The organism is Desulfosporosinus hippei DSM 8344, assembly GCF_900100785.1.
Taxonomy (GTDB): Bacteria; Bacillota; Desulfitobacteriia; order Desulfitobacteriales; family Desulfitobacteriaceae; genus Desulfosporosinus; species Desulfosporosinus hippei.
This window is the reverse complement of the sequence record NZ_FNCP01000006.1, coordinates 172,271-194,295: the sequence shown is the minus strand read 5'-3', so window position 1 is coordinate 194,295 and position 22,025 is coordinate 172,271. Positions and strand designations below refer to the sequence as shown.

Below are 22,025 nucleotides of genomic sequence, written 5' to 3'. Positions count from 1 at the left end.
GATCTTTTTTTACATACATTGATAAAAAACACCCCTATCCTCTAGTATATTATACCATTTGGACAAGGGTGTTTCCTCTTTTGTCTACAAACTGAAAGGTTGAGCTTATGAGCTCAACCTTTTATTTTCAATCATCTTACCGTTAATACCTTAATCATCCTTTTCCGGTTTGTTTTCTTTTTTATTGCTACTTTGATCGTTTCTTTTTACATCAGCAGATAATGATGAATTTCCTTTTTCTTTACCCTTGTCATTATTCTTCGTCCCATGTTCCCCAATATCTTTCTCTAACTCTTTTTCTTTACCTTTATCCTTAATATCTCTGCCTTGATTAATTCTATCTCTGCCAGCCCCATTCATCTTATTCTCTTCATTCGGATTATTTAGGTTATTATTTAGGTTTTCAGTATCGTTCTTTGGGTGATTATTCTTGGTATCTTTTTTATTGCTCTTGTCAGGCATACTATCCTTAACTGATGATACAGATTGCTGTTGCTGATCCTTCTTATTCTCATTTACTTGCACCTGAACTTTGGGGTTCTCCAGCAAATTTACTCGTTCTTTTGTATCCTTTAATTTCTCAACAGGAGTATCAACTCCCGCCTGTATAGCGGTCTGCCAAAGAGCATATTCTCCTAAGGTAAGATCCTCCTTTAGGGCTAACTCCCGATCCTCAGCAGTTACTGCAAAGATAGCAACTTGTGGAGTAAACCCCTTTTCCTCAAAATCAGTTCTGAGCCAGGACATAATTCGCTCTTCGTTTAGCTTCTCTTCCACTTCTACAGAAGGGTTTGTTGAGAGTGGCGAATAACCTACAACAATCCAAGACTGTTCAGGTTTTAGAAAGCTTTGATTATATGCCTCAATGACAAACTCTTCCAAAACACTATCCAACGGTCTTCCTTCAAAATCAATATTTTTAAGCAACCCTTCAGCATCCTCATTTTTAGAGTTTATTTTGAGCAAGTTCCCTTGATCATCAATAGTAAATTGTATGCTAGGATTAATATCAACTGAGAGTAAGGCGACGGCAGTCGGTGCCTGGTATAAGTTCCAAGCAAAGATCGTTGTTAAAACTAAAAAGAATAATGCCGCTACTCCTGCCCATGCCCTTAACTCTCTAAACCACTGCATAGAAGGCACTTGAATTTCTATTTCTTCACCTATCTCAGCGTTTTGACGTCTATGAATATGGCGAAAGGCTCCACCCTTATCAAGAACCGTATAGCGATATCCAGACTTTTCTAGAACAACCGCCTTTATCTTATTCATCCTTTCGCCCCCCTTTCCCGCGGGAGAACATACTCCCGTAGATATACATAGTCGTTTTGGTTTGCTAAAAGCATGGCAACTGCAAGAATATACTTTCTTCCCCGCTCTAAAACTTTTGCATGTATTTGTGTTTTTATTCCTAAAGCTTGCATGGGTATTTTCCCTTTGTGTTCAACTTGCTGCCACAACTCAGGATCAAAGGCCAACTCTTGTGCAGCTCGGAGTAAAGTTTCTCGAGAATCTCGATGTTTAGGGGATACTTCTACCAAGTCCTGAAAAGTCAGTTTAAAGGTCAACAATGCTTTAGAGAATTGCCGAATTTCTTCTGCCCTTTCCAGGTTTTGTTCTTGCTCCCGAAAATCATCCAGACCAAGATGGACATCTATGCGTCGTCCCAGGTCGTCTTGATCTATAGATATTGACTGACGCAATCGCTGTTTGCGATGATAATCAATCAATCTTCTTTTTATTAACACACGGGCATAAGCCAAAAAAGGTACCCCTTTATCCTCTACAAACAGGTCTATGGCTTCATTAAAAGCAATCAAAGCCTCAGATAGCTCGTCATCTCTACCCCATTCCAAAGAGTGAAAACAAGCTTGGCTTGCCACATGACGAATAAACGTTTGAGACTCTGCCAAAAAGCTCTCTCGAGCTGGTAAGTCGTCCTTCAAACGCTGCCAAGAATATTGTTTTTCCCATTCTGGCATGCTTTCTTCCTCCTAATTTCTAATACGAAGCCTGCTCTTGCTATTAGGGGGTTTATGTAATTATTTTTTGCCAAAGCACTTTTATCACAAAACGAGGCAATACAGTTTGACGTTTCCAACGCCAAGGTTCTTTCCAAAGTCGATAGAGCCATTCTAATTTTAACTCTTGGATACGTTGGGGTGCTCGATCAACGATTCCAGCAAGGGCGTCAAAGCTGCCGCCAACCCCTATACTCACCTTTGCTAATTCAGGATGCTCTGCATTCCAGTATTCTTGGCGGGGAGCCCCAAGCCCGACAAGGAGAATATCCGGCTGAAAGGTACTGATCTTCTCTAGAAGATATACCTCTTCTTCCTCATTAAAGTAGCCATGGGATTCCTCCCAAACAATTCCGGGATATTTCAAAGCAACCTGCCTAGCTGCCTGAAGAGCTACACCCGGTTTCCCTCCTAAGAAAAAAATTCGCCATTTCTGTTGGTCTGCCACAGAAAATAATGATTGAACTAAGTCAATCCCCGTTACACGTTCCTGAACCGGCGTCCCTAGTCGTGCAGCAGCCCAAACAACCCCAATGCCATCAGGGGTTACTAAATCTGCGGAATTAATCAACTCACGCAGCCGAGAATTTTTTCCGGATTCATAAATCATTTCGGGATTGGCCGTAACCACTCGCATCCTTAACTGATCTTCTATGGCTTTTCTTATTTCAGCAACCGCCTCTTGCATAGAGTAAGAATCAATGGTAATCCCCAGCACATTAACTCGCATAAACAACCATTCCTTTGTAACCAAAAGATAACTTCAAGAAAACAAACTTTTGTCCCAGTAGAATATGGAACACCCACTTTGGAGAGTGGGTGCTTATCTTAGATTAGTTCTTAATTTTACAGATAATTATCCTCGTATCCTAAATCCTCTGGACTAAATTCAAGTATTAGAACTTTCCGGTTAACACCTTACCTGTTCCTAAAGCTACACAAGAAATCGGATCCTCAGCTAAGCTCACCGGCAGGCCCGTTTCTCTGGCCAAACGAGTATCAAAGCCATACATCATAGCCCCTCCACCCGTCATTATAATTCCTTTATCCAGGATGTCTGAGGATAATTCAGGAGGGGTGCGTTCTAGAACCTCCTTAACTCCGGCGACAATTGCATCAATAGATTCCTCAAGAGCAACAAAACACTCTTGCGAATTGACATTAATCGTTTTTGGTAACCCTGTAATTAAATCTCGGCCTCGAACATCAATGAACGCATTAGGTTTCCCCTCAACAACTGCTGAACCAACAGCAATCTTGATTTCTTCAGCTGTACGTTCTCCGATCATCAGGTTATGCTCGCGACGAATGTATCGACTTATTGCTTCATCGAACTTATCTCCACCCACACGCAGACTTCTTTTCGCGACAATACCATTAAGAGACAGAACCGCAATATCCGTTGTCCCTCCACCTATGTCAACGACCATACTTCCAGTCGGCCCAGAAATATCTAACCCAGCTCCTAATGCTGCGGCATACGGCTCTTCTACCACTTTGACATGCTTTGCTCCGGCTTGGTATGCTGCCTGTTTAACTGCCCTTTGTTCTACTTCGGTAACTCCTGAAGGAATACAGACAACTACCCGAGTTCTAAAGAAAGGCCATCTTTTGGCGCCTGCTTTCTCTAAGAAGTACTTCAACATAAGTTCTGTCGTTTGATAATCTGCAATTACACCATCGCGCATAGGACGTACTGCAACGATATTTCCGGGGGTACGACCGATCATCAGCCTAGCTTCCTCACCCACTGCAATTCGTTTATTTGAGTTTCGATCAATTGCTATTACTGAAGGTTCGTGCAAGACGATTCCTTTTCCTTTAGCATAGACCAAAACACTCGCAGTACCTAAATCAATTCCTAAATCTATCCCAAAATCAATTCCAAACATTATCGGAGATACCCCTTTCGTTACTCAATAGCTTGTCCATCTCATTAATACTATAAACAAATAGCATAATCTCCCTCTCGGGAGATTCGCTATTATTGTCTTGATAAGAAATTATTCGTGATAAAATCGCTAATCCCTTTTGATATCTCAGATTTTTTCAAATTCCCCTCAACTTCGCCCTTCTTCAACCATTTTTACCGACCTCTAGTTTTCTTGGTATTTTTTTCTGGTAGCCTCTCCGCCTCTTATGTGGCGCTCTGCTTTATTGGTTTCAAGAATATGCTTTACCTCCATTGATAACTTTTCATTCACTAATGGCAAGCGTTCCGTAACATCCTTATGAACTGTGCTTTTAGATACTCCGAAGACATCAGCCGTTTGACGAACGGTTGCACTCGATTCTAATATGTAGGTTCCAATATCGAGCACCCGTTTTCGTATATATTCTTGCACGCATAGCCCTCCTTCGTCCACGAGTTTAGTACATTTATATGCGTGCTCAACAAAAAAAGACATCCGTAAAAGGATGTCCTCTGCTGGTAAATACTGTGTTCTTTATTTTTATTGACTCATCTTACAATTGGGTTATTTTTGCCGAACTTTTAGGCCACAGTATCAACGTTCTATACCCTTAAAATCTACCTTTTGAATCTGTCCATTATGCCATACCTCATAATGAAGTTGTGGTTGCCCATTTCCTTCAGATCCGGGAAACAAACCTACTTGACCTAAAGCCCCTTGGGTCTCGATAACCTCACCTTCTTGAACACGCAGGTTGTCTAGTCCTCCATAAGTAACTAACCAGCCTTCCCCACAATCTAAGGTCACCTTTTGGCCCAAGATCGAATCTTGTCCGGCTTTAATTACTTTGCCGCCGTGGGTTGCGCGAATTACGGTTCCTTCCACCAACGCATAGTCAATACCTGCATGATAACTGTAGTTTCCATACTCCTCAGAATAATAATTGCCAATATTTCTAATAGGCTCTCCATTAACTGGACTTGGGAAATCCTCTAATTTCTGCTTATCCTCAACTAATCCAAAGACTAATTTTAGTTCTTCTTTTAAATCTTCATCCACTTTTTTTTCTATCACTATCTGTTCCGTCGAAGGCTCAATTTGGTTACTCGTTGAACTTACTCTTAAGCTTGCATTCTGTAAAGAAGTATCCACCGTAGCCTGAGTTGCCTCATTAGAGATCCCGTTTGGCCTTACCGTGGAATTATCGGCTTCAATATTGATATAGCCAATTACAATAATCAGTCCACTAATTAAAAAGGTAACCCCCCATACTAAAATCCAGTCTTTAGATAGTTTATATCCTTTCATTCGACTCACCTCTAGATCTATTTTTGCCGAATGCTACTTCTTTTAGACAAGATTTTTGATACGCAGGATTCCTTGCTAAATTTTTATTCCACCTATCTTTGTTCCAGGAAAATAATGGTTTAATATTTCTTCAGCCTTATAACTCTTTTTTGCTAAATCATTGGCCCCCCATTGGGACATTCCTACGGCATGACCATTACCATAAGAGGTTATTGTCAGTCGATCTGCTTGAATGCTGTATTCAATATCTGTTGAAGAAAAACCTAACAGAGCACGAAGTTGGGTAGCCGGATACATTTTGCCAAATACACGAAGGTTCTTAGCTCTTCCCACAGAAGTTCTATCCGTTATTTGAAAATCACCCGAGTTTAAAGATCTAGAAATCTCTTTTAGACCCAGCTTTTTACATAGTTGTTGTGTTGTATATACGTATTTCTTAACATATCGTTGTTGGTTCTCCTCTCCCGAATTTACATTTTGTAAATAGGGTCTTGAAGAACTCCATACTTCCTCTGAGCGTTCAGTTGCCTTTCTTCCACTACTGCTATGATATAGAGCTTCTATATATTGTCCATTGAATGTTAGTATGAGCCCTCTGGTTTCCTGCACTGCTTTTTCTATTTTGTTTCTATAACGCCAGTAATTAAATAATCCCCAATTTTCTCTCTGCTTTGCATCTGATAACCACGCTTGAGTTTGGACTGTGGTGTCAACATCATACCCCACATCCGCAGAATTCTTTTGCTCCAGTCTCTTTGCGGCATAAGTACGTGCTGCAACTGCCTGAGCCTTTAAAGCCTCTAACTCAAACTCTGCAGGCATTTCTGCCGCAACTACTCCTACTAAGTACTTTTCAAGGGGCAATCTTACTATTTCCTTGTCTGGCATTAAGACTCTAATTTCTTGATCATCAATAATAATTTTTTCCTTATGCCAACGAACCACGCTCCAAGGAATTACAAATACAATGCAAAGTGATAATGCAATGAGCCATATCCAATCTTTTTTCATTGAAACCTCCTGCAGTACAAGCATTTTGCTTAAATCTATGCAGTTGGCCTGGAGAATATGGCTTAACAACGCAAAAAGAACAAGAGCGATCTGATCAACTCTTGTTCCTAGTTACAACAATTCTATTTCTATAAATGGTAGACCCCTTTTATGACACTTCTTCTTCCTCACGAATTATATTAGCACCTATTCCAGACAGTTTCTTCTCTATCATTTCATACCCTCTGTCAATGTGATGAATTCCTCGGACATTTGTAGTACCTTCTGATGTCAGCGCTGCAAGGATTAGAGCTGCTCCCGCACGCAAATCTGTTGCCGTCACCGGTGCAGCATTTAAGCGATTTATTCCTTGGATGATAGCACTTCGCCCTTCTATTTTTATATCCGCCCCCATACGTTTGAGTTCATCAACGTGCATAAAGCGATTTTCAAAGACGGTTTCTGTTATTAAACCCGTACCCTTTGCCCGAGTAAGAAAAGCCATAAATGGAGCCTGAAGATCAGTTGGAAATCCGGGGTGAACTTGAGTCTTAACATCAACAGCATTATAAATGCCGTTTCCACTTACTCTGATCCCATCATCTTCCTCAAGCATATGTATTCCTGCCTCTTCCATTTTGGCAATCAATGGCTTCAAATGATCTGAAATAACATTCTGAACTAAAACATCTCCTCCTGTTGCCGCCGCCAAAAGCAAATAGCTTCCTGCCTCTATACGGTCAGGAATTACAGTATGCACTGTACCATGAAATTCTGGAACACCCTCAATATAGATTATACTAGTACCTGCACCTCGAACTTTACCACCCATTTCATTTAAGAAAGTAGCCAAGTCTACAATTTCCGGCTCTTGCGCTGCATTTTCTATAAGTGTAGTTCCCTGGGCCATTGATGCTGCCATCATAATATTTTCTGTAGCACCAACACTTGGGTAATCTAAGTAAATCCGTGCTCCTTTCAATCCCTTTGTTGACACATCTAAAAACCCATGATCCATTTTAACTTCTGCACCTAATGCTTCTAGTCCTTTTAGGTGCCAATTAATTGGGCGTGATCCAATGGCACACCCACCGGGATGAGAAATACGAACGTGACCTTTTCGAGCAAGTAAAGGGCCCATGGTGACTATAGATGCTCTCATTTGAGAAACTAAATCGTATGGGGCTTCAATACAATCTATGTCACGGGCTTGAATACTCAGAGTTGAACCGTTTCGTTCCACTCTCGCACCCAACGCCGAAATAACCCTATTCATTACATTAACATCTAGTAAGTCTGGAGCGTCGTCTAGTTGTATCGGCTCTTTACATAACAAACTTGCTGCAATAATCGGAAGAACAGCATTTTTGGCCCCACTTACTGTAATTGTCCCTTCTAATGGTTTGCCACCTGTAACTGTAAGCTTACTCAAAATTCTGAAGACACCCCCTATCCAAGGTTTGCAATAGTAGCTGACTTGATAATATTCTCGTTGAGCTGGTAGTTTTCCTGCATAAATTCGACTTTTTTCTTAACACATTACTAAAACTCTTTTAGCAAAACAGGAATAGCCAAAACCGAACGTCCGTCTGATCCCTTCCCCCGACTCAATATTTGTATGTTGACCTGATCCTGACCAGCCATAACAGTTGTTTCTATATTTTTCTGATAAGCTGCGCTAGATATCATATTATCTATGAGCATCCACTGCATCGGATCCGCATTAGTCTGGCTCAGATAAGCAGATATATCAATAGCTTCAGGTGTACGTTCATCCAAATAAATTTTACCGCCGGCTTTTTCAATCAGCGGAACCATATTAGTATACCATGCAAATAGTTTTATTTCCTCTTCCTTGTTTAATATATCTTGTCCGGTAAGCATTCTTGCTACTTTTCCATTTTCCATCTCTAATTCTTTATAGTTCCATTTCCAATTTTCTGTTGGCATATTACCCAAAATATATGTTGGCACCTCAGTATTTTCAATCCACAGGATAAGGGTTGCCTCTGCTTCATTGGCCTCTAAAAAACCCGAATTAAGGAGCAATGGCATCTTATTATTTGAAGCATCTAAGTTCTTGAGATTATGAGTTAATACGTAATTACCGATCCCAAAGCTAATCACTATTAGTCCTGTGAAACAGCAGACCAGTATTATTTTTCGGCATAAAATTGGCATAGCTTTTGACTTCATTATTGATCTCAACATATTATAACCTCTTCCTCATCTTCTGGCACCTATTCTAGTTTTGCCAAATAGTGAGAAAGCTAATATACCCTCTTATAAATATATTGGGTTTTTATGTATTAAAACAAGAAAAAAGCCCTCAATACTGAGGGCCTTTCACCATTACAGAATAAATACAAGAGCTATTTTTTGTCGCCATAGGCACTGATCCGTGCAGCAGCTCTGCGTAGAGCTAACTCAGCACGTCGAACATCAATCTCGTTTGTGCGAGCTGATAAGCGTTTTAATGCCCGTTCTTTTGCTTCCATTGCACGCTTAACATCGATTTGTCCACCAAGTTCTGCAGTGTCTGCCAGAACAATGGCTGAATTATCAACAACTTCGACAAAACCACCGGCAATAGCTGCTTGTTTAACCGAACCATTTAGAGTGTAACGTATAACGCCTATATCCAGGCCAGCAATTAAAGGTGCGTGATTTGGTAATATACCTAACTCACCCATTGCGCCGGGAAAAACAACAAACTCAACATTTTCTTTCAATAAGTCCCCTTCTGGAGAGACAATGCGTAGAGAGAATGTTCCTGCCATGGCTTACGCCCCCATTTTCTTGGCTTTTTCAATGACCTCTTCAATGGGGCCCACCATAAGGAAGGCTGCCTCTGAAATGTCATCGTATTTCCCATCCGCAATTTCTTTAAAGCCACGAATTGTGTCTTTCAAGGGTACATACTTTCCAGGAGTCCCTGTAAATACTTCAGCAACGCTGAATGGTTGAGACAAGAAACGTTGGATTTTTCGAGCACGCGCTACGATAAGTTTTTCCTCTTCAGAAAGCTCATCCATACCCAGAATTGCAATGATATCTTGCAACTCTTTGTATTTTTGCAGAATTTGCTGAACCTGACGTGCAACAGCATAATGCTCTTCACCAAGTACTAAAGGCGAAAGAATCCGTGAAGTGGAGTCCAAGGGATCCACAGCAGGGTAGATTCCGATTTCAGTAATAGCACGAGACAAAACTGTTGTAGCATCCAAGTGAGCAAATGCTGTAGCAGGAGCGGGGTCTGTCAAGTCGTCTGCAGGCACATAAATAGCTTGAACAGATGTAATAGATCCTTTACGAGTGGAGGTAATCCGCTCTTGCAATTGACCCATTTCTGTTGCTAGTGTCGGTTGATAACCAACGGCCGAAGGCATCCGACCAAGCAGAGCCGAAACCTCAGATCCAGCTTGGGTGAAGCGGAAAATGTTGTCAATAAAGAGCAACACGTCTTGACCTTGTTCATCACGGAAATACTCCGCCATGGTTAAGCCTGTCAGTCCGACACGAAGACGAGCTCCAGGTGGTTCGTTCATTTGACCGAACACCATAGCAGTCTTATCGATAACGCCTGACTCTTTCATTTCGTGATAGAGGTCATTTCCTTCACGAGTCCGCTCACCAACACCAGCGAATACGGAGATACCACCGTGTTGTTTAGCAATATTGTTAATAAGTTCCATGATTAATACAGTCTTACCAACCCCAGCACCGCCGAAGAGTCCGATCTTTCCACCCTTTGAATACGGAGCCAGCAAGTCAATAACTTTAATACCGGTCTCCAACATACGGGTCGAAGGCTCTTGATCTTCAAAAGCCGGAGCCGGACGGTGAATAGGATAACTGGTATCGGAATTAACATCCCCTGCATTATCAATTGGCTCTCCCAAGACACTAACCATCCGTCCAAGGGTCGCCGATCCGACAGGTACTGTAATTGGAGCACCAGTGTTTATAGCCTCAATGCCTCTTTGCAGACCATCCGTCGAGGACATAGCTACACAACGTACGGTGTCATTTCCGAGATGTTGTGCTACTTCTAAGGTAATGTTAATATTCTTCTCGGGAACAATAACTTTAATAGCAGTATATATCGCCGGCAGTTCATCGGGCGCAAACGCAACGTCAACTACCGGTCCCAAAACTTGCAAAACCTTGCCGTTTTTCACAGGCGAGAAACCTCCTTATTGGGTATTTCCGGCAGCTTTAATCTAAGGCAGCTGCTCCCCCGACAATTTCAGATATTTCCTTAGTAATCGCCGCTTGTCGGGCTCTGTTCATGGCCAGCGACAATCGATCAATCATATCCTTAGCATTATCCGTTGCTGAGCTCATGGCTGACATCCTGGCCCCTTGCTCACTTGCTTTTCCTTCAAGTATTGAACGATAGACCTGTGTCTCAACATACTTTGGCAACAGACTTGCGAGGATCTCATCAGGCGACGGTTCAAAAATATATTGTTTACTTTGTTTACCTTCAGGCTTTTCGATGGGAAGTAGTTTGATTTGCGTAGGTCTAGAGTTAATTGCGCTTACGAATTCGGTATACATGAGATAGACCTCATCCGCTTCGCCCTGCTCATAAATTCTCACTACTTCCTGAGCTATTTCTTTCGCTTGACTATAACTTGGTTCATCTCCAAGTGCAACAAACTCAGCCAAAAACTCAATTTTTCCGCGTCGGAAGAAATCCCGACCCTTGCGGCCCACCGTTACCAGCTTAACGTCTTGCGGCGTTTCGGCAATCAAGGTAGCGGTCTTCCGAATGAGGTTCGCATTGTACCCTCCGCAAAGACCACGGTCTGACGTAATTAACACATAAACCACCTTTTGAACAGGCCGCTTAACTAGAAGCGGGTGAACTGTATCTCCAGGAGCCTGTGCCAGTCGTTCCAGAACCCCTTGTAATTGGTTGGCGTATGGACGGGCTGCGCTTAGTTTTTGTTGGGCTTTTCTGAGTTTGGCCGCGGAAACCATTTTCATCGCTTTGGTGATCTGCTGCATATTGCGTACACTGCGGATCCGGCGACGAATATCGCGTACTCCTGCCACCTCATTCACCTACTCCTTTTTAATCTAGGCCACAAACCCCTGTTTGAATTCGTTAATTGCTTTTTCCAGATCGGCGATCATATCATTGGAGAGCGCCTTCTCAGTGCGAATTTTAGCCAACAGGTCGGCCTTGACGGAGCGCATGAAGCGCAGGTATTCTACTTCAAATTTCCCGATTGCATCTACATCAATCTCATCTGTGAACCCTTTAACTGCCGCATAAATAACGACAACTTCTTCCTCAACAGGCATTGTTGCATATTGATTTTGCTTGAGAATTTCCATTGTCCGTTTTCCACGGTTGAGACGCATTTGCGTAACTTTATCCAAGTCAGATCCAAATTGAGCAAATGCTGCTAATTCACGATAGCTGGCGAGATCCAAACGGAGCTGTCCGGCAACTTGTTTCATAGCTTTGATCTGAGCACTACCACCTACCCGGGAAACGGAAAGACCAACGTTGATCGCTGGACGGAATCCGGCATTAAAGAGGTCTGATTCCAAAAAGATCTGGCCATCAGTAATGGAAATAACATTCGTAGGAATATAGGCCGACACGTCACCAGCTTGAGTCTCAATAATCGGAAGTGCTGTCATTGAGCCTCCGCCTAGGGCATCGGACAACTTCGCTGCACGCTCCAACAAACGAGAGTGAAGGTAGAAAACGTCTCCAGGATATGCTTCACGTCCTGGTGGGCGTTTAAGAAGCAAGGAAAGTTCGCGGTAAGCAACCGCTTGTTTAGAAAGATCATCGTAAATGATCAGGACATGTTTGCCATTATACATGAACTCTTCGCCCATAGCAGCACCGGCATATGGAGCAATAAAGACCATTGGTGAAGGCTCAGAAGCAGTAGCGCATACGACAATTGTGTATTTCATAGCATCGTTTTCTTCTAGTTTCTGAACCACACTGGCAACTGTCGATGCTTTTTGTCCGACAGCAACGTAAATACAAATCATGTCTTGACCTTTTTGGTTAATAATCGCATCGATAGCTACGGCAGTTTTACCGGTTTGGCGGTCACCAATAATCAATTCCCGCTGACCACGACCAATAGGAACCATAGCATCAATAGATTTTAGACCAGTTAGCATCGGTTCACTCACGGATTTACGTGCAATAACACCTGATGCCGGGGATTCAATCGGACGGAACTTGTCTGTCACAATTTCCCCTTTGCCATCAATGGGCTGACCTAGAGCATTAACAACGCGGCCAATCAAAGCCTCGCCGACTGGGACTTCCACGATCCGCCCGGTTCTCTTGACCTGATCGCCTTCTTTAATCCCTGTGAAGGGTCCCAGAATAACACAACCAATATTATCTTCTTCAAGATTCATCGCCATACCGTAAACATTTCCTGGGAACTCCAGAAGCTCACCTGCCATAGCCTTTTCCAGACCATAAACACGAGCAATTCCGTCTCCAACCTGGATAACTGTCCCAACATCTACGATATCAACAGCAGTATCGTATCGTTCGATTTGCTGCTTAATAATGGAACTTATTTCTTCTGGACGCAAGTTCATTCTGTTATTTCACCCCTACTTCCTGAGGTTTATCCGAGTTTCTTCGTAAATTCTCACGCATCTTTTCAAGTGAATGGGCAACAGTCCCATCTAGTACACGATCTCCGATCTGAATCAGTACTCCACCAATGAGCTCGGCTCGGACTTCGCTTACAAGGCGAACCTCTTTCCCGGTCATACGTACAATAGCTTTTTTCAGTTCATCAAGCTGGGACGCACTTAGTTCAATAGCACTTGCTACTTTGGCTTCCACCACTTGACGTGCCTCATCCGCTAATCTTGTAAACTCACGTTGAATGGCAGGTAAAAGATCAGCTCTTCTACGGTCAATCAAAAGATAAAGAAAACGTCTTGTTATATCCCCAAAACTATCTCCCATCAACTTGTCCATAATGGACTTTTTATCACTTAAGGAGATGTGGGGATGTAACAGGGTGTCTTTAACCTCTCCATTTTCCTCCACCATCTTAGTTAGTTCACTTAAATCAGCATCAATTTGATCTAGGCCTGTCTCAGAGGCAATTTCAAACAAGGCTTGGGAGTATCTACGCGCAAGTGATCCATTTATCATTGCATTTCTCCTACCTCTTGAATAAACTGCTCGATGAGTTTTCCTTGACCCTTAATGTCAAGTTTTTGTTTGATAATTTTCTCTGCAACGAGAACTGAGAGATCAGCAACTTGTGCTTTAACATCGGAGATTGCCCGATCTCGTTCACGTTCGATATCAACAAGGGCAGATTTCTTAATCTTCTCAGATTCTTCATGCGCAGCAGCTAGAATCTCGGCGGAACGAACTTCGCTTACCTTAGTAGCCTTTGCAATTACTTCTTGGGCTTCCTGGCGAGCTTTACGCATTTCTTCTTGGTATTCACGCTTTATTTTATCTGCCTGTTGGCGCTCGTCTTCTGCCTGCTTAAGCATGGATTCAATATTAGTCCGCCGTTCTTCCATCATTTTCATTAGCGGTTTCCAAGCATATTTGCTGAGAAGCCAAACGAGCAACAGGAACGATAAAACCGTAGCCGGTACAGTATAGTCAAATTGAATAGGATTCCCACCCAATGGTCTACCCCCCTCTCGAGTCTAATTGACGTCGGGATGATTTTTTTCAAGGGAGAACTTACGTTCCCCCTTGAATTAAGATGGGCTTACTCTCTGCCCATCATACGAGCTTACTTTGTAAACATGAGCAGCAGGGCGAGTACCCAGCTAAGGAGTGGCAAAGCCTCAATCAAACCGACACCAATAAACATGGTAGCTTGTAATGTTGCTTTAGCCTCCGGTTGACGACCAATACCCTCCACCGTTTTACTAATTACATTACCATTACCAATTGATGCCCCAAGAGCTGCCAAGCCAGCAGCAATTCCTGCACCAAGTGCAGCAGCAGCAGACACGTCCATGAGATTTCCTCCTTTCTTGATTCCGATAATTAAAATTATTATTCCCTCAGTGGTGGCGAGCATCACTGAAAACCAGCACAACAAGTGCTTGCACTAACAAGTGCTTAATGGGCGTCTGAGGTAACAGCCTGCGAAACATAAGCAGTTGTCAAAACCACAAACACGTAAGACTGGATAGCTCCAATGAAAATACTGAAAGCTAACCAAATTGTTGTTGGTAAAATCCCCGGAAGAACCCAAATGCCAGGTAACATTAAAATAACTCCCAATAAAATTTCGCCTGCAAAGATGTTTCCAAACAAACGAAAGGCTAGTGTCATTGGCTTAGCGATTAAATCAATGGCGTGGATAACCACAAACACTGGATTTGGCTCAACAAAATGGTGGAAATAATGTGCCCCTTTATGCTTGATACCTAAAAAGACAACTAGAATAATCGTTAATAGAGCTAAGGAAAGAGTCGTGTTAATATCGGCCGTTGGTGACATCATTGACGGCCCACTGAAAATGTGACCTAATTGGGCAAAATGAACGTCATGCAATAGATTAAACGTGAAGTTTGGGATAAGGCCAAGCATATTGGAAAAGAAAACAAACATGAACAACGTCACCAAATAGCTTAGCAATGGACGTCCCTTTTCATACTCCATGTTATCATTGATGATTCCACGGACGAAATCTATGATCCACTCTAAAACGTTTTGCATTTTACCAGGTTTTCCACTGGTTAAATTGCGTACTCCCGCGAAAACGAAAATCATAACAAGAGCCATCGAAATCCAGGTCATGATTAAGGTTTTACCATGAAATGTCATACTCCCCAAATGCCACAATACTGTTTCATGCACTTCTTTTATCACCCCTTTCTCCATAGTTTTTTTGCATTGCCACAATGATAAAGGATATTATTACCCCTGTAACAATCCCTAACGCTAAACTAAACAGCCAATCGGCTTGGAAACGAGCAATGAAAACGATAATCAGTGTGATCATTCCCAGGCGAGCAATTAGATTTCTACGCATCCTTTTGATCGCTGACTGAATGTCCATTTCTGAACTTAGTAATACCTCTTTATAAAACCACAAAGTATAACCAAACCCTGCCCAATACCCCAGCAAGCTGCCAAAGAGAGCCTGTTTGCCGGTTAAGGCTATACTAAATAATATACAAGCAGTCCCACTTAATAATGCCATAAAGCTACTTCTTATCATCGGATGCTCCAAACTCTTTTAAAGTAATTACTAAATAGCTCCCTCCCAGTGCTAGTCCCATCAGCATACAACTGATTGTGAACAAAGGCTTCGTCATCCATCGAGCGTCGAGGTATCTACCTAGGAAGTATCCGCCGCCAACTAATATAGCTAGGGAAGTTGATATATTAGACCCGACTACTAAGGCCTTTTGCCAAGATTTTAATTCCATAGCTTTATTCATTTCCTTATGTATTGATTTGTCATGTTATTATGCTACATTTCAACAAATCTTACGCTATGTAATATATTAACATACTTCGAGGGGACTTTGTGCTTTTTTTTACAGCATTGAAGAATTTTATGTCCACCCCAGTTTTTCTTCCACTATTTGGGCTATTCTAATGGCTGCCGTGCCATCTCCATAGGGATTACTGGCCATTGTCATTTTATTATAAGCCTCTGGATCCCCTAAAAGATTCTTCAATTGTAAAAACACGTTTTCGTATTCCGTCCCTACTAACTCCACCGTGCCTGCATCTACTGCCTCGGGGCGTTCCGTCGTATCTCGGACAACCAATACAGGCTTGCCCAAGGAGGGTGCCTCTTCCTGTATCCCCCCCGAATCGGTCAAAATCAGATGGGCCTGTGCCATTAGATTGGCAAAGGGCTCATACTCCATCGGTTCGATAAGGTTAACCCGCGGATGAGACCCTAAAACCTCACTAACTACCGTTCTAACGATAGGATTTTTATGAACGGGAAAAATTATGTAGGTATCCGGAAACTCCTCCAGGGTATCCCTTAAGGCCTGATATATCTGCCGCATGGGCTCACCTAGGTTTTCCCTGCGATGTGTGGTTACGAGAATCATTCTCGATCCTTGCCCTTTATTGATTATCTCCTGAATTTGACTGTCGAAAAAACTGTATCCAGGGTTTACGGTAGCGAGCAAAGCATCTATTACCGTATTGCCGGTAATAAAGATTTTTTCCGAGGGAATCCCTTCTCTTTCAAGATTCAGTTTTGCCGTATTTGTTGGAGCAAAGTGATAATCCGTTAAAACGCCTGCAAGTTTTCGGTTCATTTCTTCCGGAAAGGGAGAATATTTGTTTCCTGTTCGCAAGCCAGCTTCTACATGTCCGACTGGAATTTGAGCATAAAAAGCGGCCAAAGCAGCCACAAACGTTGTGGTTGTGTCCCCATGAACCAACACTAAGTCAGGTTGCTCGCTTTGGAAAACTTCTTTCAAGCCATTTAATACTCTAGTTGTAATATCAGTTAAGGTTTGACCCGGTTGCATAAGGTTCAGATCAAAATCAGGATCGATTTTAAATAGCTTTAGGACCTGATCCAGCATCTCACGGTGCTGTGCTGTTACAATAACTTGACAGTTGATAGAGTCCTTCTGACGAAGTGCTTGAATCACAGGAGCCATTTTTATTGCCTCCGGACGTGTCCCAAACACAATCATAACTTTTTTTTGCTTATTCACTCGGATTACTCCCTTCGATGATTATCAATCGTTAATCCGATAGCTACCTGGATCTTTGTGAGGTTCAAATCACTTGCAAGCCAAACATTCATACTTTTGCTATAATATTATTAAATATCGGATTTTATAAATTTTCAGAATCTACAAGCCAAGAGTTGAATTCCAAGCTTACTCTGCAACAAAGACAATTCGGCTAAGAGATATCTTCTCCAAATTTAACCAGTTTCAATCCTGCCTCATCAGCCATTTGGACAGCCAGCTTATCCGGGTAAGCATAGGTATACACTACTCGAATTATTCCCGCGTTGATCAACAATTTTGTACACAAAACGCAAGGCTGATGGGTTGTGTATAGGTCTGCACCAGTAATAGCGACCCCATGCTTTGCTGCTTGAACTAAAGCATTTTGTTCTGCATGCACAGCACGGCAGATCTCATGGCGTTCCCCTGAGGGAACGCCTAAGCTCTGCCGTAAACAGCCAATCTCAGCACAATGCTGGAGCCCAGAAGGGCTCCCATTATATCCGGTACTTAGTATTTGTTTATCCTTTACCATAACTGCCCCGACTTGACGGCGCAAGCAAGTTGATCGTTCGGCGACAACTCGGGCCATTTGCATAAAATAGCTATCCCAACTAGGACGTTTTCCTTGAATCATCATTTTGTTCCAAACAACCTATCCCCTGCGTCTCCAAGACCGGGAACAATATAGCCATGGTCATTTAAGCATTCATCAACTGCTGCAACAAAAATGTCTACATCATCATGGGCGCTTTGCACGGCGGCAATCCCCTCCGGGGCAGCAATTAGGCACATCAGTTTTATATTCTTCGCACCACGTTCTTTTAAAAATGTTATCGCCGCTGCAGCTGAGCCCCCTGTTGCCAGCATTGGATCAATAACTATGAGATCCCGCTCCGCGATATCTGGAGGCAGCTTGCAATAATATTCCACAGGCATTAGAGTTTCAGGATCTCTATAGAGTCCCACATGTCCCACTTTTGCAGCGGGAATTAAGCGGAGCATCCCATCAACCATCCCTAAACCTGCTCGCAGAATGGGAACTAAGCCAACTTTGCGTCCGGCAATAACCTTAGACTTAGCTATTGCTACAGGTGTTTTTACTTCGATCTCTTGAAGGGGAAAATCACGAGTTACCTCGTAGGCCATTAACATCGAGACTTCCTCGACTAGTGCCCTAAATTCCTTTGATCCTGTTTCCTCATCCCGGATCAGCGATAACTTGTGTTGGATTAGAGGATGATCAAGTACTTGAAGCTTTGGCATAAGTTTCAGTCTCCTAATCTAAATTAGTATATAAGGGAAATTCAGCGCACAATGAATTCACAATTTCCCGCGCCTGTGACAGTTTATCAGGTTCATGATGTGAGGTCAAGGCAAGATCAATCGCCTCAGCTATACGTTTCATAGCCTCGGTATTCATGCCCCGTGTAGTAACTGCAGGGGTGCCAAGACGAATTCCGCTGGTTACAAAAGGACTTGCCGTATCAAAAGGAATTGTATTTTTGTTAACTGTAATACCCACTTCATGTAAGATATTTTCTGCTTCCTTGCCTGTTAATTGCTTAGTTCTTACATCAACAAGCATCACATGGTTGTCCGTTCCGCCTGAAACAAGACGGAATCCACGATCCATTAGACCTTGTGCCAGAGCTTTGGCATTATCAACGATATTCTTCTGATAAGTTTTGAATTCAGGCTGAAGGGCTTCTCCAAAGGCAATCGCTTTAGCTGCAATGACATGCATTAATGGCCCGCCTTGAATTCCTGGGAAAATCGCTTTATCAATAGCTTGGGCATATTCAGCCTTACAAAGAATTAAGCCACCCCTGGGGCCTCTTAAAGTCTTATGGGTTGTGGAAGTAACAAAGTCAGCATAGGGGACTGGCGATGGGTGTAGTCCTGCCGCCACTAACCCGGCGAAATGGGCCATATCCACCATCAGTAAAGCACCTGCTTCATCGGCAATTTCACGCATTTTTACAAAATCTATAATTCGCGGATAGGCACTTGCTCCGGCAACAATCATTTTTGGATGATGTTCTTTGGCCAGCTGACGTATTTGATCATAATCAATAGTTTCAGTCTTTTCATCGACACCATAAGGGACTACATTAAAATACACTCCCGAGATGTTTACCGGACTCCCATGAGTCAAGTGACCTCCATGGGATAAATTCATTCCCAGTATTGTATCCCCTGGCTTGAGAAAGGCAAAATACACAGCCATATTGGCCTGAGAGCCGGAATGTGGCTGCACGTTAGCATGCTCTGCTCCAAAAATCTTCTTAACTCGCTCGCGAGCTAGATCTTCCACAACATCTACATACTCACATCCGCCATAATACCGTTTTCCGGGATACCCTTCGGCATATTTATTCGTTAACACTGACCCTTGGGCAGCCATTACTGCTCTGCTAACAAAGTTTTCAGAGGCAATAAGTTCAATACTGTTGCTTTGACGCTTCTCTTCTTGTTCAATAGCTTTTGCAACTTCGGGGTCATAATTTTTTACCCATTGGTTAATATAATCCATCCTAGTTCACTCCTGTCAATAATTTCATGAAAGTGTTTGATTATGTCTAGGCATACGCTGCCCGTTGGCCACCAATAAGGCGTGGTCTTGTGCGCGCCATGGTTAAGTGGGCCTGACCCAGCTCTTTAACATGTATACGTATTGGGATTACTACGGGCCTTAAGTGCATTCCGATAAATGTATCTCCAACATCTATCCCTGCATGTCCTTGAATTCGCTCTACCATAACAGGGGAAGAAAAGCTTTCCCAGGCTTTCACAGTCATAGCTCCTCCTGCGTGAAGCGCAGGAAGTACAGTTACTTCTTCCAATCTGTAATGTTCTACGCAAGCTCGTTCCAGTACCAGAGCGCGATTAATATGTTCGCAACCTTGAACTGCTAAAAAAACCCCCTGTTGCTTTGCTCGATCTAAGAGAGGAGGAAGTAACACTTCTGCGACTTCCAAACTGCTTCCCTGCCCAATATGGTGGCCTATAACTTCACTCGTACTGCACCCTAAGACAAGAATTTGTCGAGACTGTAAACCAGCCTTTAGGAAGAAGGCATCCAGTACTTCATTCCATGTTTTAGCTATTTCCTGCAAGCTTTCTTTGATCTGTTTATCTTCAGGCAAGGCACTCCTCCTCCTTTCAAATTAAATTAGAGGGAGACTACACCATCTCGCCTCTTTCAATGTTAGAAATCAGATCTACTCTAAGGGCATGTCTTCCACCTGAAAACTCGGTTTTTAAAAAAATGTCTACAATATCCAGAGCAAGTCCTATCCCAATTACCCGAGCACCTAATGCTAAAACATTGGCATTATTATGTTCTCTTGCCATTCGGGCTGAAAAGGTCTCAGAGCAAAGGGCAGCACGGATTCCGGGTATTTTATTTGCGGCCATAGAAATTCCTAGTCCCGTGCCACAAACCACAATCCCTAAATCTGCTTCCCCTTTAATGATTGCACTTCCAACTGCAAAACCGTACTTTGGATAATCTACGGAATCATTGGAATGGGTTCCGAAATCAAAAACTTCGATTTCCTGTGCTTGTAAATGCTTGCGAATAGCTTCTTTTAGTTCATATCCACCATGATCAGCACCCAGCGCAACTTTCACTCTTTAATCCTCCCTCTTTAATTCACTACTTTATTCTCTAGATAGTTTAAAAGTCCTGCAAAAACAGCTAAAGAAAACTTTGCCGGCCCAGCCTTCCAGCGGGGCGGAGCCTTAGTTATGCTTAGCAAGTATAAGACCTAAGTTCTACTTTCATCAGTGCTCCCACACAACGGCATGGGGGTCTGATGCAACAAACAAATTTCACCGTTTTTCTGACTGCAAATAAAGCGACGTTTCACGCCGCTAGTGTAGACATTTTTTCTACTTATTATGCTTATTCAGTGCCAATCACCTAGATTTACTTGGTTTTTTAAAATACTTAACAAGTCTGTGATTTCCAACGCTGTCTGGCGATAGACTTCCAGAGAACCCATCCATGGATCGATTATATCCCGGTTTTCTCCTCCCCAATTTCCCAAACGTCGGATTTTATGAATACAATGAGGGAATCGACGCTTTAAGCCTTCTTCTTGAGCCAATGTCATAGGGATAACCCAATCTGCATCAGCCATTAGCTCCTCAGTTATTCTTCTAGCACGATGCTGAGAAAGATCTATTTTCCGTTCTTTAAGAATCTCTACCACATGAGGGCTAACCTGATCTCCGTCCCAGGCATCCATTCCAGCCGAACTTACTTGAACCAAATCACCGAACATCCACCGGCCAATTCCTTCAGCCAGCGGACTACGGCAGGTATTTCCCGTACAAACAAATAAAAGTTTTAACATTTAAAACTCACCTCAATTGAAGAAAAAAATGGGTTTACACCATAATAAAGTTGCAGCAGAAATTGTCGAGTTCGGATCCAAATAGGCTAAAAGAGAAGTTTGATACCAATTAATAGTAACGCCAATCCGCCGAATAATTCAGCCCTATCTCCCAACCTTGTCCCCATTACTCGTCCTAAAACCAAACCAATTCCAGTCATCAATCCCGCAATCATACCCATAATCAGAACTGTCATAAAAATATCCGCTCGAATAGTCCCAAGTGAAATCCCGACACTTAAGGCATCTAAACTTACACTTACTGCCAAAAGATAAATACCGTATCCTTCCAGAGAGCTTTGATTGGTAATATTCCCAGCAAAAAAGGCCTGTCTAGCTTCTCCAAAGGGCAAACTTTGCTTAGCCGGCCAATAAATCTTATAGAGCATTCTGCCTCCTAAAACAATTAGAACGAACGCTCCAGCCAAACTTGCAAATTGCCCCAAAATTGACCCCAAAGCTTGGCCGAGCATCATGCCGCTAAGAGGCATAAATACGTGGAATACAGCTACTAATAACACTAACCTGACCATCATGCTCTTTCTTATACCGGCTAACCCAATTGCGAGAGCTAAGGAAAATGCATCTGCTCCCAAAGCAGTTGCAACAGCCACAACCCATAACAAATTCATACCCTTCCCCTCCGTTCCCCTATGTATATGCAATGGAAAGGGATGATT

At 42.6% G+C, this 22,025-nt stretch carries 27 protein-coding genes; all 27 read right to left on the bottom strand.

What is annotated here, in order from left to right; genetic code table 11:
- Window positions 1-150: 150 nt before the first annotated feature.
- The 27 genes from BLS16_RS07615 to BLS16_RS07485 all read right to left on the bottom strand — a co-directional run bounded on the left by BLS16_RS07615 (window position 151) and on the right by BLS16_RS07485 (window position 21,977).
- A complete protein-coding gene (locus tag BLS16_RS07615) occupies window positions 151-1,272 on the bottom strand; it encodes an anti-sigma-I factor RsgI family protein (protein ID WP_092331863.1) in 1,122 nt (373 codons plus the stop codon).
- The gene (sigI, locus tag BLS16_RS07610; protein WP_092331860.1) at window positions 1,269-1,982 is read right to left on the bottom strand and encodes an RNA polymerase sigma-I factor; all 714 of its coding nucleotides are present in this window, start codon (window positions 1,980-1,982) and stop codon (window positions 1,269-1,271) included. The genes BLS16_RS07615 and sigI overlap by 4 nt, the downstream gene beginning before the upstream one ends.
- A gap of 52 nt (window positions 1,983-2,034) precedes the next feature.
- Complete coding sequence (locus BLS16_RS07605; protein WP_092331858.1) at window positions 2,035-2,751, bottom strand: WecB/TagA/CpsF family glycosyltransferase; 717 nt, start codon at window positions 2,749-2,751, stop codon at window positions 2,035-2,037.
- Window positions 2,752-2,917: 166 nt separating this feature from the next.
- Entirely contained in the window at window positions 2,918-3,913 is a 996-nt protein-coding gene (mreB, locus tag BLS16_RS07600; RefSeq protein ID WP_034601748.1) for a rod shape-determining protein MreB, read from the bottom strand.
- A gap of 204 nt (window positions 3,914-4,117) precedes the next feature.
- A complete protein-coding gene (gene spoIIID / locus BLS16_RS07595; RefSeq protein WP_009619498.1) occupies window positions 4,118-4,366 on the bottom strand; it encodes a sporulation transcriptional regulator SpoIIID in 249 nt (82 codons plus the stop codon).
- 162 nt (window positions 4,367-4,528) lie between these two features.
- Window positions 4,529-5,242 (bottom strand): M23 family metallopeptidase, encoded by a 714-nt coding sequence (locus tag BLS16_RS07590; protein ID WP_092331855.1) that lies wholly within the window; start codon window positions 5,240-5,242, stop codon window positions 4,529-4,531.
- Between the two features lie 75 nt (window positions 5,243-5,317).
- On the bottom strand, window positions 5,318-6,253 hold the full coding sequence (gene spoIID / locus BLS16_RS07585; protein WP_092331854.1) for a stage II sporulation protein D: 936 nt from the start codon (window positions 6,251-6,253) through the stop codon (window positions 5,318-5,320).
- Window positions 6,254-6,401: 148 nt separating this feature from the next.
- On the bottom strand, window positions 6,402-7,664 hold the full coding sequence (gene murA, locus BLS16_RS07580; protein ID WP_092331851.1) for a UDP-N-acetylglucosamine 1-carboxyvinyltransferase: 1,263 nt from the start codon (window positions 7,662-7,664) through the stop codon (window positions 6,402-6,404).
- Between the two features lie 110 nt (window positions 7,665-7,774).
- The gene (locus BLS16_RS07575) at window positions 7,775-8,428 is read right to left on the bottom strand and encodes a hypothetical protein (protein WP_242876226.1); all 654 of its coding nucleotides are present in this window, start codon (window positions 8,426-8,428) and stop codon (window positions 7,775-7,777) included.
- Window positions 8,429-8,604: 176 nt separating this feature from the next.
- Entirely contained in the window at window positions 8,605-9,012 is a 408-nt protein-coding gene (locus BLS16_RS07570; RefSeq protein WP_092331846.1) for a F0F1 ATP synthase subunit epsilon, read from the bottom strand.
- 3 nt (window positions 9,013-9,015) lie between these two features.
- Window positions 9,016-10,413 (bottom strand): F0F1 ATP synthase subunit beta, encoded by a 1,398-nt coding sequence (atpD, locus tag BLS16_RS07565; RefSeq protein WP_034600807.1) that lies wholly within the window; start codon window positions 10,411-10,413, stop codon window positions 9,016-9,018.
- A 37-nt stretch (window positions 10,414-10,450) separates the two neighbouring features.
- The gene (atpG, locus tag BLS16_RS07560; protein WP_014905266.1) at window positions 10,451-11,296 is read right to left on the bottom strand and encodes an ATP synthase F1 subunit gamma; all 846 of its coding nucleotides are present in this window, start codon (window positions 11,294-11,296) and stop codon (window positions 10,451-10,453) included.
- A 24-nt stretch (window positions 11,297-11,320) separates the two neighbouring features.
- A complete protein-coding gene (gene atpA / locus BLS16_RS07555) occupies window positions 11,321-12,829 on the bottom strand; it encodes a F0F1 ATP synthase subunit alpha (protein ID WP_092331843.1) in 1,509 nt (502 codons plus the stop codon).
- Between the two features lie 4 nt (window positions 12,830-12,833).
- Window positions 12,834-13,400: an ATP synthase F1 subunit delta gene (gene atpH / locus BLS16_RS07550; protein WP_034600809.1), complete on the bottom strand. Its 567-nt coding sequence runs from the start codon at window positions 13,398-13,400 to the stop codon at window positions 12,834-12,836.
- Entirely contained in the window at window positions 13,397-13,894 is a 498-nt protein-coding gene (atpF, locus tag BLS16_RS07545) for a F0F1 ATP synthase subunit B (protein ID WP_092331841.1), read from the bottom strand. The genes atpH and atpF overlap by 4 nt, the downstream gene beginning before the upstream one ends.
- A 110-nt stretch (window positions 13,895-14,004) precedes the next feature.
- Window positions 14,005-14,235: a F0F1 ATP synthase subunit C gene (gene atpE / locus BLS16_RS07540; RefSeq protein WP_007787575.1), complete on the bottom strand. Its 231-nt coding sequence runs from the start codon at window positions 14,233-14,235 to the stop codon at window positions 14,005-14,007.
- 104 nt (window positions 14,236-14,339) lie between these two features.
- Window positions 14,340-15,083: a F0F1 ATP synthase subunit A gene (gene atpB / locus BLS16_RS07535; RefSeq protein WP_176786100.1), complete on the bottom strand. Its 744-nt coding sequence runs from the start codon at window positions 15,081-15,083 to the stop codon at window positions 14,340-14,342.
- The gene (locus BLS16_RS07530) at window positions 15,076-15,429 is read right to left on the bottom strand and encodes a hypothetical protein (protein WP_345788520.1); all 354 of its coding nucleotides are present in this window, start codon (window positions 15,427-15,429) and stop codon (window positions 15,076-15,078) included. The genes atpB and BLS16_RS07530 overlap by 8 nt, the downstream gene beginning before the upstream one ends.
- A gap of 4 nt (window positions 15,430-15,433) precedes the next feature.
- Window positions 15,434-15,670 (bottom strand): AtpZ/AtpI family protein, encoded by a 237-nt coding sequence (locus BLS16_RS07525; protein ID WP_242876225.1) that lies wholly within the window; start codon window positions 15,668-15,670, stop codon window positions 15,434-15,436.
- A gap of 117 nt (window positions 15,671-15,787) precedes the next feature.
- A complete protein-coding gene (gene wecB / locus BLS16_RS07520) occupies window positions 15,788-16,921 on the bottom strand; it encodes a non-hydrolyzing UDP-N-acetylglucosamine 2-epimerase (protein WP_092331830.1) in 1,134 nt (377 codons plus the stop codon).
- Window positions 16,922-17,114: 193 nt separating this feature from the next.
- Entirely contained in the window at window positions 17,115-17,579 is a 465-nt protein-coding gene (locus BLS16_RS07515) for a deoxycytidylate deaminase (protein WP_092331873.1), read from the bottom strand.
- Window positions 17,579-18,208 carry a uracil phosphoribosyltransferase gene (upp, locus tag BLS16_RS07510; protein WP_092331828.1) on the bottom strand — a complete coding sequence of 210 codons (630 nt, stop codon included), beginning with the start codon at window positions 18,206-18,208 and terminating at the stop codon, window positions 17,579-17,581. The genes BLS16_RS07515 and upp overlap by 1 nt, the downstream gene beginning before the upstream one ends.
- Before the next feature lie 13 nt (window positions 18,209-18,221).
- Window positions 18,222-19,478, bottom strand: a complete 1,257-nt coding sequence (locus tag BLS16_RS07505; RefSeq protein WP_092331825.1) for a serine hydroxymethyltransferase — start codon at window positions 19,476-19,478, stop codon at window positions 18,222-18,224.
- 46 nt (window positions 19,479-19,524) lie between these two features.
- Window positions 19,525-20,091 carry a TIGR01440 family protein gene (locus BLS16_RS07500; RefSeq protein ID WP_092331822.1) on the bottom strand — a complete coding sequence of 189 codons (567 nt, stop codon included), beginning with the start codon at window positions 20,089-20,091 and terminating at the stop codon, window positions 19,525-19,527.
- Between the two features lie 37 nt (window positions 20,092-20,128).
- On the bottom strand, window positions 20,129-20,578 hold the full coding sequence (gene rpiB / locus BLS16_RS07495) for a ribose 5-phosphate isomerase B (RefSeq protein ID WP_092331820.1): 450 nt from the start codon (window positions 20,576-20,578) through the stop codon (window positions 20,129-20,131).
- A 278-nt stretch (window positions 20,579-20,856) separates the two neighbouring features.
- The gene (locus BLS16_RS07490) at window positions 20,857-21,306 is read right to left on the bottom strand and encodes a low molecular weight protein arginine phosphatase (protein ID WP_092331817.1); all 450 of its coding nucleotides are present in this window, start codon (window positions 21,304-21,306) and stop codon (window positions 20,857-20,859) included.
- A gap of 86 nt (window positions 21,307-21,392) precedes the next feature.
- Window positions 21,393-21,977: a manganese efflux pump MntP gene (locus BLS16_RS07485; RefSeq protein WP_092331815.1), complete on the bottom strand. Its 585-nt coding sequence runs from the start codon at window positions 21,975-21,977 to the stop codon at window positions 21,393-21,395.
- Between the last annotated feature and the right edge of the window lie 48 nt (window positions 21,978-22,025).